The organism is Pedobacter sp. NEAU-ZC8, assembly GCF_059278965.1.
In genome coordinates this window covers 19081-33730 of record NZ_JCAJXC010000028.1, presented here as the reverse complement: position 1 = coordinate 33730, position 14650 = coordinate 19081, and the positions used below count along the sequence as shown (strand labels likewise).

Sequence of the window (14650 nt, the reverse complement as noted above, 5' to 3'; positions counted from 1 at the left end):
GCAGCAGTTTATCAGATCTCCCCGGGTAAGAACGCAAACTTTCTCTCCATATACCTGTCGAATATACAGCGGGATGTTTCGGATAGTTTTGGGCTTTATTTTGTTGTGCAAACTCACCCACATCCAACTGCCTGATTCGCTTCCTGTTCGTCAGGCCAGAGATTTACCGCCGGCTTCCTTCAGATTCCTCCTCGCGAAGGACACCCTTGCCTTAGGTTAACGCTTCCCACTATCAAGGCGCGTTCGGGACTTTCACCCTATAGTTTGCGCCCGTGCCGGGCGCACACAAAGCAAAAGAGCGACCCGGATCGGGTCGCTCTTTTTGGTTAACTAATATTCATAAAAAACAGCTGTTGGGGAAGGAGTCGAACCTTCAAGGAGTAGTTAGCCCTTACGGGTTTCCAGATTCTCCGCCACCGAGACAAGGAGGTGTGTTTGCCAGTTCCACCACCCAACAGGATAAGAGCAAGTTTTCAAAAGAACGTTTATTTTTTCCGTCTTGCTTGATACAAATGTAACAACACTTCCATTATGTTGCAAATATTATAATGATTTATTTTTATTATTACGATTTTAATAATTACATTAGCTTTATGCAATTAATCTCTTAAACGATGCTAAAAAAAGAAAGCCAAAATTTAGAAATTGATAATCTAGACATTGAGATCCTCAAACAGCTCATGCAGGATGCTACGAAACCTTACACGGAAATTGCTAAGGATCTGATCGTTTCAGGGGGAACGATACACGTTAGAATGAAAAAACTCCATGAAATGGGCATTATCAGGGGCTCACACCTGATCATTGACCCACAAAAAGCGGGATACGACATCTGCGCCTTTCTGGGCATCTACCTGGAAAAGGGTATTCAATATAAAGATGCGGTAAATCAGCTGAGCAAGATCAAGGAAGTGGTCGAGTTACATTATACCACTGGTGCTTACAGCATGTTCGCGAAGATCATTTGCCGGGATACTTCCCACCTCAGACATGTTTTAAACGAAGAGATCCAGGCCGTGGAAGGTATCCAACGTACCGAAACCCTCATATCCCTGGAGGAAAGTATCCGCAGACAAATAGAGCTGGGGTAATTATTTTTTAAACAGGTCCTTCAAGGCTGCAAGTTTCATCTGCAAATCGCCATCGGCTTCCTTTGCTTTTGTCCCTGCAGCTTTCACAGGCGCTGTTTTTGGATTTGCTTTTCCTGCCGGGCGCTTAGATCCTGCAGCCGGTGTTGAGGACTTCGATGAACCACCTTTTGGACTGCTCTGCGTTTTATCTCTGCCGCTCTTTGCAGCACCGGCTTGCCCGGTACGCATAGACAACGAAATACGCTTACGTGCAACGTCTACTTCGGTTACCGTAACTTCAACACGCTGGCTCACCTTAACCACATCGTTCGGGTTGGCTACAAAGCGGTCTGCAAGCTGACTGGTATGTACCAAACCATCCTGGTGCACGCCAATGTCGACGAAAGCACCGAAATTGGTGATGTTGGTGACAATACCCGGCAGCTTCATGCCAACCTTCAGGTCGCTGATCTCATTCACCCCGTCGGTGAAAGCAAAAGCTTCAAACTGCTCCCTTGGATCACGGCCCGGCTTAGCGAGTTCTTTTAAAATATCGTTTAAGGTTGGTAGCCCAATCTCATCGTTCAGGTACTGCTGTGGCTTGATTTGCTTCTGCAGTTCAGGGTCTTTCATCAGCTGCGCTACGCTGCAGTTTAGGTCTCTGGCCATCTTGTTCACCAAAGGGTAACGTTCCGGGTGCACGCCACTGGCATCCAGCGCATGTTCCGCGTTGCGGATCCTTAAGAAGCCCGCAGCCTGTTCAAAGGCTTTGTCGCCAAGACGAGGCACCTTTTTAAGACTCTCGCGGTTTTTAAAGGCACCATGTTCATTGCGGTAAGAAACGATGTTCTGTGCCAGCTGTGGACCCAACCCTGACACGTAAGACAACACCTGCTTGGAAGCAGTGTTAAGCTCCACCCCTACAGCGTTCACGCAGCTGATCACGGTATCATCCAGCGACTGCTGCAGTTTCTGCTGATCCACATCATGCTGGTACTGCCCTACGCCAATGGACTTCGGGTCAATCTTCACCAGCTCTGCCAATGGATCCATCAAACGGCGGCCAATGGACACAGCACCTCTTACGGTGATGTCCTGCGTCGGGAACTCCTCTCTTGCAACTTCTGAAGCGGAGTAGATGGAGGCTCCATTTTCATTCACCATGACTACAAGCACATTTTCCAGGCCCAAGCCACGCACAAAAGCTTCCGTTTCGCGGCCTGCAGTACCATTACCAATAGCAATCGCTTCAATGTTGTGCTTTACACACAGGTCTTTCAGCGTAGCAGCTGCTTTAGCCACGTTGCCCTGACCAGTATGCGGATATATCGTTGTGTTTTCTAGCAGCTTACCCTGTTCATCCAGGCACACCACCTTACAGCCTGTTCTGAATCCAGGGTCAATAGCCAATACCCGCTTTTGCCCCATAGGTGCTGCAAGCAAGAGCTGTCTGGCGTTTTCCGCGAATACGCGGATAGCTTCTTCATCTGCATGCTCCTTGGAGACATTGCGGATCTCAGTTTCCATCGCAGGGCCAAGCAGTCGCTTGTACGAATCTGCGACTGCGAGCTGCACCTGTTGCGCCGCTGCACCTCTACCCTTCAGAAACTGCCTTTCCAGAATGCTGATCGCGCCATCCTCAGGCGGCATAATGTCGAGCTTTAAAAAGCCCTCCTGCGCACCACGACGAATCGCCAGCACACGGTGTGAAGGAGCCGATTTCAAGGGCTCCTCCCATTCGAAGTAGTCCTTGTATTTAATACCTTCTTCTTCCTTGCCTTTTACCACAGTAGATTTAAAGGTCGCTTTCTGTTTAAAGTATTCGCGCATGGCCGTTCTGGTCTCTGCATGCTCATTGATGATCTCTGCGATGATATCCCTTGCACCTGCCAAAGCCTCTTCGGCGTTGTTTACACCAAGTTCTGCATTGATAAACTTTGCTGCTTCCATATCCGGGTTCACTTGCTGCTGCTCCAGGATGGTTATAGCCAGAGGCTCCAGTCCTTTCTTACGCGCTTCAGAAGCCCGTGTTTTACGTTTAGGTTTATATGGAAGATAAAGATCCTCGATCTCCGTAATCGTAACTGCTGCATTGATCTGCTGTTCCAGCTCAGGGCTCAGCTTGTCCAGCGCTGTTAGTGCTTTCAAGATCGCCTCGCGACGTTTATCCAGTTCACGCAGCTGCTGGAACCTGTCGCGGATACCCGCCACCTGAACCTCATCCAGACTGCCCGTCATCTCTTTCCGGTAACGCGAAATAAAAGGAACGGTAGCACCCTCATCTAAAAGGGCAATGGTTGCATTAACCTGTTGCGGCTTCAGTCCAAGCTCCGCAGCAATGATGTTTGAATGTTGACTCATGTCGATTTGTGAAAACAAAAAAATCCCGCAGCTCTTCGCCAACGGGATCTTTTATCTTAGTTCTTTAAGAATACTATTTGTTAATGTACATAACTTCTTTAACTGCTTTAATCACACGCTCTGCATTAGGCAAGCTTGCAGCAATTAAAGTCGGCGCATATGGAAGCGGTACGTCAGCGCAAGTGATACGCAATACCGGAGCATCCAAATGATCAAAAGCATTTTTCTGAACATTGAACGCGATCTCAGAAGAGATAGACGCCAATGGCCATGCTTCTTCAACAATTACCAATCTGTTGGTTTTCTTAACAGAGTTGATGATGGTTGCATAGTCGATCGGACGAACCGTACGTAAGTCGATCACCTCTACATTGATACCTTCTTTGGTCAATTCCTCAACTGCAGGATTCACCGCACGGCTTAACATTTTACCGAAAGTAACGATGGTTACATCAGTACCTTCTTTTACCACGTTCGCTTTACCGATCTCCAGGTAATACTCTTCCTCAGGAACTGCACCTTTATCACCGTACATCACTTCAGACTCCATGAAGATCACTGGATCCGGATCAAGGATGGCTTGTTTTAACAATCCTTTTGCGTCATATGGTGTAGATGGAACAACAACCTTTAATCCAGGAGTGTTCGCATACCAGTTTTCAAAGTTTTGGGAGTGCTGTGCACCCAGTTGACCAGCGTTACCAGTCGGGCCACGGAAAACAATTGGAATGGAGAACTGACCACCACTCATGGAAAGCATCTTCGCAGCACTGTTAATGATCTGATCGATCGCTACAAGAGAAAAGTTGAAGGTCATAAACTCAATAACCGGAATCAATCCATTCATTGCAGCACCAATGCCAATACCGGTAAAACCTAGCTCAGCAATCGGCGTGTCGATAACACGTTTATCACCAAACTCATCAAGCATACCTTGACTAACTTTATAAGCACCGTTATATTGCGCAACCTCTTCTCCCATAAGGAAAATGTTTTCGTTCTTACGCATCTCTTCGCTTAAGGCTTCACGCAAGGCTTCTCTAAACTGAATTTCTCTCATTGTTTATTCAAGTATTAACTGGCGCAAATATAACTATTGTAACTTAATTATAAAGTAGTGTTTTAATTACAATTACAGGCGGTTATCCTGCCCGAAATGGATGATATTACCGTTGTTATCCAGTATGGAGAACTGCCGCATACCCCATGGCATATCATCTAAACGCCCATTCGGATGTACCACACCTTGCGCATCGTATTCCGCAAAAAGTGCATCCACCTCCGTTACCCGGATGTAACAACCGGTGGCTTTAGGCACTTCCGGGTCCGTTGTTGCCCAAAGGTGAATGAAGATCTCGTCTTTCGAAAAGATCAGATAACCATCCCATTGTGACTCCAGTTTGAAGCCAAGTTTACCTGTGTAGAAGTCGATGGTCTGCGTTGCATCAAGCGACGCGAGAATGGGGATTGCTGTTTTTAACATGACTGTATTTTTACATACCACATAGCGTGGTATAAGGTGAATAAGTGAAACTTTCTTCGTTTGTAGTCGGTGTAAAAGGTATCTCGTCGTTGAACAGCTCTCCGAGTTTATCCTGCAGCAAGGCGATAAACTGCTGCTTTATGGCTTCAAGCCTTTCACCTTCCAGCGGCATCTTCGCTTTACCTTCCATAAACAACGCGCCTTCCGTACGTAAGTTACGGATGCTGTACAAATGTGGCTCTACATTCGCATGGCGATTAGCCTGCTCAAAAACATGGGTATAGAACAGCGTCTGGATCAATGCCTTATTCTGCTTTTTACCATTGGTTTCAAACACCTCTTCGAGCGTATTGAAGCGCAGGTCATCACTGCCGGTTTTATAATCCACAATGCGGATCATGCCATCTTTCTCGTCTATACGGTCAATGATGCCATGCAGACGGATGGTTTTCTCCTCCCCTTTAACTTTAAACTTAAAACTGATCTCGTCCTTTTTCTCCAGCCCAAGCAGGCGGAATGGCGCATGTGCTTCATCCTGATCCAGCACAATGTTGGCGTAAGCCGCAACAATCGCCAGCACCACCTTCTGCATGCCATTATGTTCAACCTGATGCTGATCATCATTGAAAACAATCTTCGCATAAGCCCGTTCACACAGGCGAGCCAGCTCCTTACGCTTGTCGCTGATACGTTCTTTGGTCATCATGGCATCCGTTTTAAGCAGATCCCGGTAAAAGGTTTCCAGCACCCAGTGCAGCATCAAACCGATCACATTAGCTTCCACATTTTCCACCACGTCTTTTGGTTCTTCAATCTTGGCAACATAACGATAAAAGAACTGCAGCGGACAAGTCACGTAGGTGGTCAATGCACTAGCCGACAACCGGTTTTCACCAGTTAAATATCTATTTAAAAGCCCCATAACTTCAGGGTCTTTCTTGATCATCACCGGCACCTTGGTTTCTGTGGCAACTTCCTGCTGATGAATGAAGTAGTTGAACTGATAGCCACTCTCATATTCCAGCTGCCGCAAGAACCTGCTCGGCTCACCAGTGTTGCTTTCATCCGTTTGCACGTTGTACACCAGGCTGATCTTTTCCGCCCTTTGCAGCAGTCGATAGAACATGTACGCAGATATGGCATCCAGATTTTCAATGACCGGTAAACCATGTGCACGGCGGATGCTATCTGGAATGAAGCTCGTCGCGATGCTGGTCTGCGGCAGAATGCCTTCGTTTACCCCAAGCACATAGATGTGCTCGAAGTCCAGGTTCCTGCTTTCCAGCAAACCCATCACCTGGATGCCCTCAAGTGGTTCCCCGCTTAATGGTACCGAGATGCCTTGCACCGCTTTCTGGATCAGCGATAGCACAAACTGTAGTGAGAAGCCCTCCCGCGAGATCTGCAGATGTTCGGTCAAGGTATCATGAAGTCTGTTCAGCTCCTTTAAAGTAGCAATAAACAGGTCTGCTTCAGTCTGTTTCAAGGTCTTCTGTGCCAGTTGCAGCTCCAGTATATATTTTATCACCGCTTGAAAAGCCAGTGTAGCATCTTCTACCCGCTTAACCGGATTAAAGAACAGTGCCAGCAAACCCTTCTGACCAATTAACCTGGAAACCGGCACTTCCACCAGCTGCTCCAGAATCAGCTTATCCATGATCTTGTTCCTGCTGCGTTCAGAAGCGCCAGTCAGCGGATGTGAAAGGAAAGCTTCCACTTCCTTGAAGTTCACCGTATCCTTTTTCCCCTCGATCATCTGTGCCTGCACACAGAGCCAGAGATCCGCCAGGCCATATACCGAAGAGGCGGCAAGCGGATAACCCATGGTTACATTCAGGTCCACCTTATGGTTCTTCTGCCCATCATGGTACTGTGTAGGAATGGTTTGCAGCACCGGTAGTAACAACGTTTCATCCGCCAGGATCAAGGCCACTTGTCCGGCATGCTGCGCATCCTGCAACAGCGGATAGTCCTGCTGCAGGGTCTCATGCAGCACTTTAGCTTCCGCAGCATGACCCTGTGTTTGGTAAACGTTCACTATCTTATGTGTCGCTTTTAAATAGGACCGCTCCTGGGTAAAAGCATTTAACAAGCCATTTCGCTCCAGGTTCTTCCGAAGGAACAAACCCGCTTCCTGCGACTTATCCTTCATATAGTAGATATCCGTATCGAAGTAAAACACTGCTTTGCCTTGCTCCTGCAATCTCCTGAATACTACAGCTTCCGCCTGACTTAACGCATTAAAACCGACAAACACCAGTTTACCGGCAGCAAAAGCATCGGTAAACTCGGGCTTTGCGGGTCTGCCTTCCGCCAGCTGACGGTACACCTGCCCGATGGTGATCATACCTTTCTCCCGAAGTTCGGTATGGAACTCCTCGTAAAGCGTCGGCATTCTGCGCCACATACGGATAAACTGTTCCTGCTGTTTCTTCTGTTTACCTTCCGAATACGAGCTCCAGAAGCTCCGAAGAAATTCCTGCTGCTCTAAGGTCAGGTAATCAAACTGCAGGTCGATCTCTGCGATATCCTCCAACTCCTGGAAAAGCTTCACTGCATCCACCAGATCATTGTCTATCTGCGCAAAATCACTCAAGATGATCCGGGCTATAGGATAAAACTTAGCAGGTTCCATCGGGTGCCCACCTTCTGCAATCACCAGCCTGTTGTACACCTTAAAAAGGGTAAAAAACTGTGTAAAAGCATCTGCTAGATTTAAACCTGCAGATAAGGCAAAGAATTCCTGTATGGTATAAAAGGCGGGGCTCCAGAAAGGCTTCTGAATAATATCTGCCAGGTGTTTCTGCAGATAAGCAACCGGACGTTTATTGTTAAATACGATTGCAGAATGCTGTAGTTGGTCTCCCAGTTCCGATTCCAAATGTTCCGCTACTTCTTTTAAAAAGGCCTTCATACTTGCTTTAATTTCCCGGTTACGGCGTAAAACAAATAGGTTTGCACGTTTTTATAGCCCATATCCAACAGCAGATCGCGGTAATGCGTCACCTGTTCAATATGTTTATCACTCTGCTCCATGGTAAATTTATAATCGATGATCGTCAGTCCTTTTTCATTGATGAGCACCCGGTCTGGCCGGTAACTCTTGCCCTGACGATCAATAATGGTCTGTTCTGTTAAACTTTGTGTGCTGTTCGCCAGCAATTGCTGCAGCTCCTGATTTTTCAATACCGCTTCGGCTTGCACCTTCAGCTGCGGCAGCTCTTCTGCCTTAAAGTTCCCTGCGGCAAGCATACTGCCGAGTACAGCATCCAGTTCTTCCGCTGTATTTGCATTCGCCAGCACATCATGCAGGATACTTCCCGTACGGCCCGCCGTGTTACCGGTTAGCAGATCGAAATCCCGGCGTTTTAGATCTGCATCAAACACCTGGCTCAGCCGGTCAGATGTCGGATAAACATTCAGGTTGATGGCAGGTTTCAGTACCTCCCCTTCGTCTTTGGAATCCACCACCTCATCCAGTACATAACTCCCTTCTGCTGAAAGATCAAATTCCAGCACCTTGATCAGCAGATCACCGATGTTTGTGATGGAATCCGTTTTCTTTCCCATGGTGCTGATGTATAGGTATTCTTTACTGCGCGTGGTTGCCACATAAAGCATATTCAACGCATCCATGTTATTGAAAAGCAACTCTTCAAAGTACGGCTTAGCCACACTTGAATTACCCAGTTCTTTATTATACTTCAGCGGAATACTTTGTAAATGGTGGTATGGCGTACCTTCTGATGGCACCCAAAAGATGCTGTTGGTTTTACCATTGATGTCCCAGTTGCAAAATGGCAGCAGCACGGCTTTAAAGGCCAGGCCTTTTGCTTTGTGTATGGTTACCACCTGTACCGCATCAGCGTTTTCCGAAGACGGCAGGGTCTTCCTTGCCCCTTCCTCATTCCAGTATCTCAGGAAGGCTGTTATGCCGCGTTCCCCCTGTCGGGTGAAGTTCCCGCAAAGGTCCCTGAAAGCGAACAGATATGGCAGATGCCCCTCCAACTGATCAAGGCCATAAGCCCGCATGATGCGTTCGATCAGCTCTGGTAAGGGTTGCTGTATCCAGCTTTGCCAATTCAGACATAAGTCGGCCGGCAACACCGCGGTAAGCTGATCCAGCGTCTTAAACTTCAAGGCAAAATAATGTGAGGTCTCTACCTGGCGACCTTGCAAGCGGGCATAAAGACTAATACAATTTGCTTTGTACAAGCCCGTATTGGAAGGCAGTCCAGCAAGCACGTTTAGCGTGTTCAGCAGCAGCTTGATGGAACTGTTATTTGCCAGCAGCAATGCTTCCCCGGAAATTACAGGGATACCATTTTCCAGCAAGGCCTTTACTGCAGCTACCGCCTCAGCATTCTTCCGCACCAGCACACAGATATCGCGAAGTTTGTACTGCCTTTCTTCCAGCAACAGCTTTACTTCTGCCAGCATTTGGCTGATGGCTTCTGTCGTATAATTATTCTTCGTCACCGGATTACCCAGTGCATCATTTTTAATCACCTGAAACTTTATGGTTCCTCCTTTTAAGGTTCTCGGCGTAAGCTTCTGCGCAGCGCCTGCATATACATCGGTAACAATGCGGTCAAAGCCCTGTTGTTGCCACCAATCCGGCAGGTCCACATTCCCCTCCTGACAATCTATGGTATTGTTTAGCTGCCTTTGCAGCACCTCGGGCAGGTCCTTAAACAATCTGTTGTTGAAGTTGATGATGTTCTCCGTGCTTCGGTAGTTCTCTTCCAGACTGTCGTCCATAACATTGTGTGCACCAAGCTCCAATTTCGCCTGCTGGTGCAGGATGTTCCAGTCGCCATTACGCCATCGGTAAATGGATTGTTTGGTATCCCCGACAATCAGGTGGTCAATCAGCGTGTTGCTCGGTGAAGCAATCGCATTACTCAAGAGCGATTTAAAACTGCCCCACTGGTTAGATGAAGTGTCCTGAAATTCATCGAACAAGAAGTTTTTATACCGCCCGCCCATCTTCTCCCAGATAAAGGATGGGTTATCGCCAGCATCATCGGTAATGCCTTTAAGCAGGTTTTGTGCATCGCTGATCAACAGGTTTTTGCTTTCATCACGATAGCTTTTCAGCAAAGCCGCCATCTCCTGCATGAGTCTTAGGTAGTACAAGTTTTTATTAAAGCTTTGCGCCAGCACATATTCCGCCAACCCAGCTGAGTAATGCTCCTGCAGCTGCTTCAATAAAGGGTTCAGTTGGTCATACAACTCATGGCTCAGTCCTTTCTGAAACCATTGTTCCGGGTCGTCGATCAGTTTTCCGAGGTTACTCACCTTGCTAAAATCCCCTTCTGCGACACGCTTCAGGTTAAACAGCGGAGAACGTGATTTGCCCTTCAGCATGTTCGTATCCACATCCAGTACATTGAAAAGCTCCCATCCATCTTTAGCAAGCTGCAACAGGGAATCTTCAAACTGCCGGATGTTCTCCCGGCTGAGGGTTTGATAATCCTTAAACAGTTCATCCAGATCAACGACTTCAGAAAGCGCATCGATAGCCTTTTCAAAGGGCTGGTAACGCTCTTTGAAGATCTCGCTACTGAGATCCAGCAACTCCCTCCGATAGTTCCAACTCGTATTATTGTTTATGCGTTCTAGTGCCAGATCAATGATCCATTGCAGTAATTGTGGCTGCGTATCTAGTGCCTTGTCCAGCCTGTCGGCAAGCTCATTTTTAACCTTATCATAGTTCATTTCCAGCGCGTAGCCAGAATCCAGTCCAAGCTCAAAAGCGAAACCGCGGATCACCTTCTGTACGAAGCCGTCAATGGTGCTTACCGAAAAGCGGCTGTAATCATGCAGAATCTTGCGATAGATGATATCGGCGCTTTCACGAAGACTATGGGGATTTAAGTTTGGATGCGCTTTCAGCACCAATTCCCGGTAGGCTTGAATCTTACCGGAATGATCACCGGTTGCCAGCCCTTGTAGCACCTCCAGTATCCTGGTCTTCATCTCCTCGGTAGCCTTGTTGGTGAACGTCACAGCTAGGATTTCGCGGTATTTCGTTTCAGCGCTGAAGAGTAAGGTAAGATAATGTACCGTCAGGCTAAAGGTCTTGCCAGACCCGGCCGAAGCCTGAAGTATTTTTATGGGTTGAAGCATATGCAAAGAAAAACCTAAATTATGGAATATAAGTTTTTATCCTAGCGATATGACATTATACCGTTATGCCATAATCTATGCGTATTAATTCCTCAATAACTAAGTTAATCCCTGAAACGCTTTTCAAGAGCTCATAAGGTTGTATACCTAAGATAGTATGTTCATGAGAAAGCCAAGCGCTAAATTCTTTTATAGAGCCAAACGTATCAACACCTTTATCAAAAACTTGTAGTAAATACTTAGCATGTTCAATAACGCCAGCATTCAATGTTTGGCCCTCCTTCAAATATTTTCTTAATGCAGAATCAGAAACATCAAGAAAACAGGATAACTGAACTAATGTTAATCCGGTGATTTCAATTAAATTAGTCAAAGTAATTTGACTAGAACTGTCTTCAGCTTGCTTCAAATTGTCCATGCTTTAAGTTAAGCATTGTTACCCGTAATCTCAAGAGAATTCACGAACGCTTGCAACCGATTTGCTCATTGCTTCGTCATACCTAAAAACATGATGATGAAAACGTTTACTTCTAAATTTCCACTATTCCTGATCATTGCGCTTTCAATGTTCAGCCTTACCACACAGGCGCAGGACAAAACCAAAAGGATCGGCAATAAACCACGTACTGGAACCAGCAACACCAGCTTCGCCGTAAATAAGGGACACCAGATCGGCATTAAGATGAATGCTGGTCGCAAGAATGTTCAATTGTTGAGCCTGGATTTTGGTGTCGAGAACAGCAAACAAGAGCCGATTGACATTAAGGTGAACGTGTACCAGTTTAAAAAGGAACAACCAACAAAGAACCTTGCTAAAGACCCGATCCTCACTAAAATTCCTGCAGGCAAAAGCCGCATGAACATAGACCTTGCTAAATATGACATCCAAGCCAAGGGCGATATCCTGGTAGCTATCGAGTTCCTGGACACCAAACCAGGAAATAATCCAATATTCTCGATAGGCTTGTTCAACGGCGGCACTTACCGGTACCAAGGCACCGAGTGGAAGAAAATGCCGGTTGCAGGTGTAGATTTTAACGTGATGGTGAAAAAGCTGTAACTTAAGGCCAAACAGCCGTATGTACAATCCACTCTTTAACCACGTCCATAAATTTACCAGCCTGAATGACGAGGAACAGGCGGTTCTTGGAGATATGCTGAGAACCGCTTCTTTTAAGAAGAAAGCATTTCTACATGAGGCTGGTGATGTCTGCCGCGCCAACTACTTTGTAGTTAAAGGCTGTTTAAGGCTGTATTTCATAGACATCAAAGGTGCTGAACAAACCACGCAGTTTGCAATTGAAAACTGGTGGATCTCAGATCTAACCAGTTTTCTCTTTCAGAAACACTCTGATTTCTACATCCAGGCTGCAGAAGCTACCGAAGTTATCGTAATAGATCGCCAACATTATGACGAACTGTTTGAAAAGCTTCCAAAAATGGAGAAATACTTCAGGTTGATCTACCAGAAGTTACATCAGGCTTCCCAAATTCGAATCAAATACCTTTATAGCCAAACCGCCGAAGAACGATACACCAACTTCAGCAGTTCCTTTCCTGAATTTGTACAACGGGTACCACAGTACATGCTCGCCTCCTATTTGGGCTTTACACCGGAATTTTTAAGTAAAATCCGTGCAAAGAAGTAATCAGAGATTTATGCGCTCATCCCTGCTTTCTTAAACTACATTAAGTTTTTTCTTGCCCTGACTGCGGACCTTTGAATCGAACTAAAAATCAAAGTCATGGAAAGCAGAATTAACATCCAGAAAGTAGAGCCGGCAGCATACCAGGCCATGTTTGCACTAGCAAAATATCTATCGACAAGTAAGATAGACCCCATCTTGCTCGAACTCATTAAAATGAGAGCCTCACAAATCAACGGCTGTGCCTTTTGTCTTAACATGCATTCAGCAGATGCACGCAAGCTTGGAGAAACCGAACAACGCTTATATCTTTTGAATGCCTGGAGCGAGACAACTTTGTTCACAGCTCAGGAGCAAGCGGTTTTGGCGCTAACAGAAGAAGTAACCCGCATAAGCAATCATGTTTCAGATGAAACCTACGCTAAAGCCGCAGCATTTTTTGAAGAGAAAGAATTGGCGCAGATCATCATGGCCATTGTGACGATCAACGCATGGAACAGAATTGCAATAACTTCAAAACTCATCGTCGCTTAGCATTATCGCCTATTTTAATGAACAATGAAGATCAATCATTGTTCATTAACCTAAACGAGGCCCATGAAAACAGAACTTCAAAAAATGCTCGATGCTGAGCTATATGATGCCAATGATCCCACCCTGGTGGAAATGCGTGAAAAAGCCAGGAACCTGCTAGGACAGTACAACCAGCAAATGGGCCAGCCCTTGGAAACACGCAACGAAATGCTAAAACAACTCTTAGGCTCCTGTAGCACCATAGATATTCAACCGCCTTTCTTCTGTGACTACGGAACCCACATCACTGCTGGTGAAAACTTCTTTATGAACTTCAACTGTGTGATCCTGGATTGCGCGCAGGTTACCATTGGCAAAAACGTCATGTGCGGCCCCTATGTGCAGATCTATACCGCATATCATCCACTTGCGGCTGAAGAACGGATCAAAGGTCCCGAACTGGCTTCGCCAATTACCATTGGTGACAATGTCTGGATTGGCGGGGGTGCTATCATCTGCCCTGGTGTAACAATCGGCAACAATACGACGATAGGTGCAGGTAGTGTGGTGACTAAAAATGTTCCAGACAATGTTTTTGCTGCAGGTAACCCCTGTCGTGTGATTAAGCAGATTAACCCTGATCAAACGAAGTTCGTCTAATTCAACACCTTTTAGAGCGGCCCCCTTGACACTCATTACAAGCAGCTTACAGCAACACCCATCAAAATAAATTTACTCTATAGAAACACTCGGCTTTATTATTGTATTTACCTTTGATCATTAACTAAACCAACAAAAAACCAGGAAGCAATTCAGGTTGCTTCAGCAATAAAATCAAATTTTAAATACATGAAAAAACTAATCTTTTCCCTGGCCCTTGCATCGGTATTCTCCATCAGCGCATTCGCGCAGAATGCGCCTGCACCTGCTAAGGAAGCTGCAAAAAAAGAAGCCGTAACCATCTATAATCCGCAGGCAAACGCACAAGCAGACATTGATGCTGCGGTTGCAAAAGCTGCAAAATCAGACAAGAACGTATTGGTACAAGTAGGTGGCAATTGGTGCATTTGGTGCATCCGATTCCACGACCTTGTAAATAAAACCCCTGAGCTGAACAAATACCTTAATGATAACTTCGAATGGGTACTGGTAAACTACAGCCCTGAAGTAAAAAATACAGAGGTTTTAACCAAATTGGGCAACCCTGGCCGTTTCGGATATCCTGTATTCGTGGTATTGAACAATAAAGGTGAGGTGCTGCACATTCAGGATTCGGGTTACCTGGAAAGAGATGCAGAAGAAGCTAAAGCTGAAGGTCCTGGTCACAGTGTGAAAAAGATCCAGGGATTTCTAAAGAACTGGACCACTGCAGCGGTTAAAGCACCTGCTAAATCTTAAGGAACAGTTTCAGATCACATAAAAAAGAGGCCTGCGCGATAATCGTG

12 protein-coding genes and 1 tRNA gene are annotated in these 14650 nt (G+C 46.2%); 6 read left to right on the top strand and 7 right to left on the bottom strand.

Features of this window, described 5'->3' with window-relative positions; translation table 11 throughout:
- Window positions 1–350 precede the first annotated feature (350 nt).
- A tRNA-Asp gene (locus AC5WJX_RS17520) sits at window positions 351–457 on the bottom strand.
- A gap of 157 nt (window positions 458–614) precedes the next feature.
- Here AC5WJX_RS17520 and AC5WJX_RS17515 point away from each other — a divergent pair.
- Window positions 615–1091, top strand: a complete 477-nt coding sequence (locus AC5WJX_RS17515; RefSeq protein ID WP_440428897.1) for an Lrp/AsnC ligand binding domain-containing protein — start codon at window positions 615–617, stop codon at window positions 1089–1091.
- Here the strand turns inward: AC5WJX_RS17515 and AC5WJX_RS17510 are convergent, their stop codons facing one another.
- From AC5WJX_RS17510 to AC5WJX_RS17485, 6 genes are all read right to left on the bottom strand, one after another.
- Window positions 1092–3431 carry a Tex family protein gene (locus AC5WJX_RS17510; RefSeq protein WP_494485553.1) on the bottom strand — a complete coding sequence of 780 codons (2340 nt, stop codon included), beginning with the start codon at window positions 3429–3431 and terminating at the stop codon, window positions 1092–1094.
- Window positions 3432–3504: 73 nt separating this feature from the next.
- On the bottom strand, window positions 3505–4491 hold the full coding sequence (locus tag AC5WJX_RS17505) for a pyruvate dehydrogenase complex E1 component subunit beta (RefSeq protein WP_440428894.1): 987 nt from the start codon (window positions 4489–4491) through the stop codon (window positions 3505–3507).
- A 72-nt stretch (window positions 4492–4563) separates the two neighbouring features.
- On the bottom strand, window positions 4564–4914 hold the full coding sequence (locus AC5WJX_RS17500; RefSeq protein ID WP_494485552.1) for a bleomycin resistance protein: 351 nt from the start codon (window positions 4912–4914) through the stop codon (window positions 4564–4566).
- A gap of 10 nt (window positions 4915–4924) precedes the next feature.
- On the bottom strand, window positions 4925–7828 hold the full coding sequence (locus AC5WJX_RS17495; RefSeq protein WP_494485551.1) for a PD-(D/E)XK nuclease family protein: 2904 nt from the start codon (window positions 7826–7828) through the stop codon (window positions 4925–4927).
- The gene (locus AC5WJX_RS17490; protein ID WP_494485550.1) at window positions 7825–11046 is read right to left on the bottom strand and encodes a UvrD-helicase domain-containing protein; all 3222 of its coding nucleotides are present in this window, start codon (window positions 11044–11046) and stop codon (window positions 7825–7827) included. Before AC5WJX_RS17490 ends, AC5WJX_RS17495 begins: the two co-directional genes overlap by 4 nt.
- 55 nt (window positions 11047–11101) lie before the next feature.
- On the bottom strand, window positions 11102–11464 hold the full coding sequence (locus AC5WJX_RS17485) for an antitoxin Xre/MbcA/ParS toxin-binding domain-containing protein (protein ID WP_494485549.1): 363 nt from the start codon (window positions 11462–11464) through the stop codon (window positions 11102–11104).
- A 90-nt stretch (window positions 11465–11554) separates the two neighbouring features.
- Between AC5WJX_RS17485 and AC5WJX_RS17480 the strand changes: the two genes are divergently transcribed.
- From AC5WJX_RS17480 to AC5WJX_RS17460, 5 genes are all read left to right on the top strand, one after another.
- Entirely contained in the window at window positions 11555–12106 is a 552-nt protein-coding gene (locus tag AC5WJX_RS17480; protein WP_494485548.1) for a hypothetical protein, read from the top strand.
- A gap of 19 nt (window positions 12107–12125) precedes the next feature.
- Complete coding sequence (locus tag AC5WJX_RS17475) at window positions 12126–12695, top strand: Crp/Fnr family transcriptional regulator (RefSeq protein WP_494485547.1); 570 nt, start codon at window positions 12126–12128, stop codon at window positions 12693–12695.
- A gap of 96 nt (window positions 12696–12791) precedes the next feature.
- Entirely contained in the window at window positions 12792–13226 is a 435-nt protein-coding gene (locus AC5WJX_RS17470) for a carboxymuconolactone decarboxylase family protein (RefSeq protein WP_494485546.1), read from the top strand.
- 63 nt (window positions 13227–13289) lie between these two features.
- Window positions 13290–13865 (top strand): sugar O-acetyltransferase, encoded by a 576-nt coding sequence (locus AC5WJX_RS17465; RefSeq protein WP_494485545.1) that lies wholly within the window; start codon window positions 13290–13292, stop codon window positions 13863–13865.
- A 189-nt stretch (window positions 13866–14054) separates the two neighbouring features.
- Window positions 14055–14603: a thioredoxin family protein gene (locus AC5WJX_RS17460; protein ID WP_494485544.1), complete on the top strand. Its 549-nt coding sequence runs from the start codon at window positions 14055–14057 to the stop codon at window positions 14601–14603.
- Window positions 14604–14650: the final 47 nt, after the last annotated feature.

Coding starts and splice junctions, on each gene's coding strand:
- AC5WJX_RS17515 (WP_440428897.1), top strand. CDS start 615: ATGCTAAAAAAAGAAAGCCAAAATTTAGAAATTGATAATCTAGACATT.
- AC5WJX_RS17510 (WP_494485553.1), bottom strand. CDS start 3,431: ATGAGTCAACATTCAAACATCATTGCTGCGGAGCTTGGACTGAAGCCG.
- AC5WJX_RS17505 (WP_440428894.1), bottom strand. CDS start 4,491: ATGAGAGAAATTCAGTTTAGAGAAGCCTTGCGTGAAGCCTTAAGCGAA.
- AC5WJX_RS17500 (WP_494485552.1), bottom strand. CDS start 4,914: ATGTTAAAAACAGCAATCCCCATTCTCGCGTCGCTTGATGCAACGCAG.
- AC5WJX_RS17495 (WP_494485551.1), bottom strand. CDS start 7,828: ATGAAGGCCTTTTTAAAAGAAGTAGCGGAACATTTGGAATCGGAACTG.
- AC5WJX_RS17490 (WP_494485550.1), bottom strand. CDS start 11,046: ATGCTTCAACCCATAAAAATACTTCAGGCTTCGGCCGGGTCTGGCAAG.
- AC5WJX_RS17485 (WP_494485549.1), bottom strand. CDS start 11,464: ATGGACAATTTGAAGCAAGCTGAAGACAGTTCTAGTCAAATTACTTTG.
- AC5WJX_RS17480 (WP_494485548.1), top strand. CDS start 11,555: ATGATGATGAAAACGTTTACTTCTAAATTTCCACTATTCCTGATCATT.
- AC5WJX_RS17475 (WP_494485547.1), top strand. CDS start 12,126: ATGTACAATCCACTCTTTAACCACGTCCATAAATTTACCAGCCTGAAT.
- AC5WJX_RS17470 (WP_494485546.1), top strand. CDS start 12,792: ATGGAAAGCAGAATTAACATCCAGAAAGTAGAGCCGGCAGCATACCAG.
- AC5WJX_RS17465 (WP_494485545.1), top strand. CDS start 13,290: ATGAAAACAGAACTTCAAAAAATGCTCGATGCTGAGCTATATGATGCC.
- AC5WJX_RS17460 (WP_494485544.1), top strand. CDS start 14,055: ATGAAAAAACTAATCTTTTCCCTGGCCCTTGCATCGGTATTCTCCATC.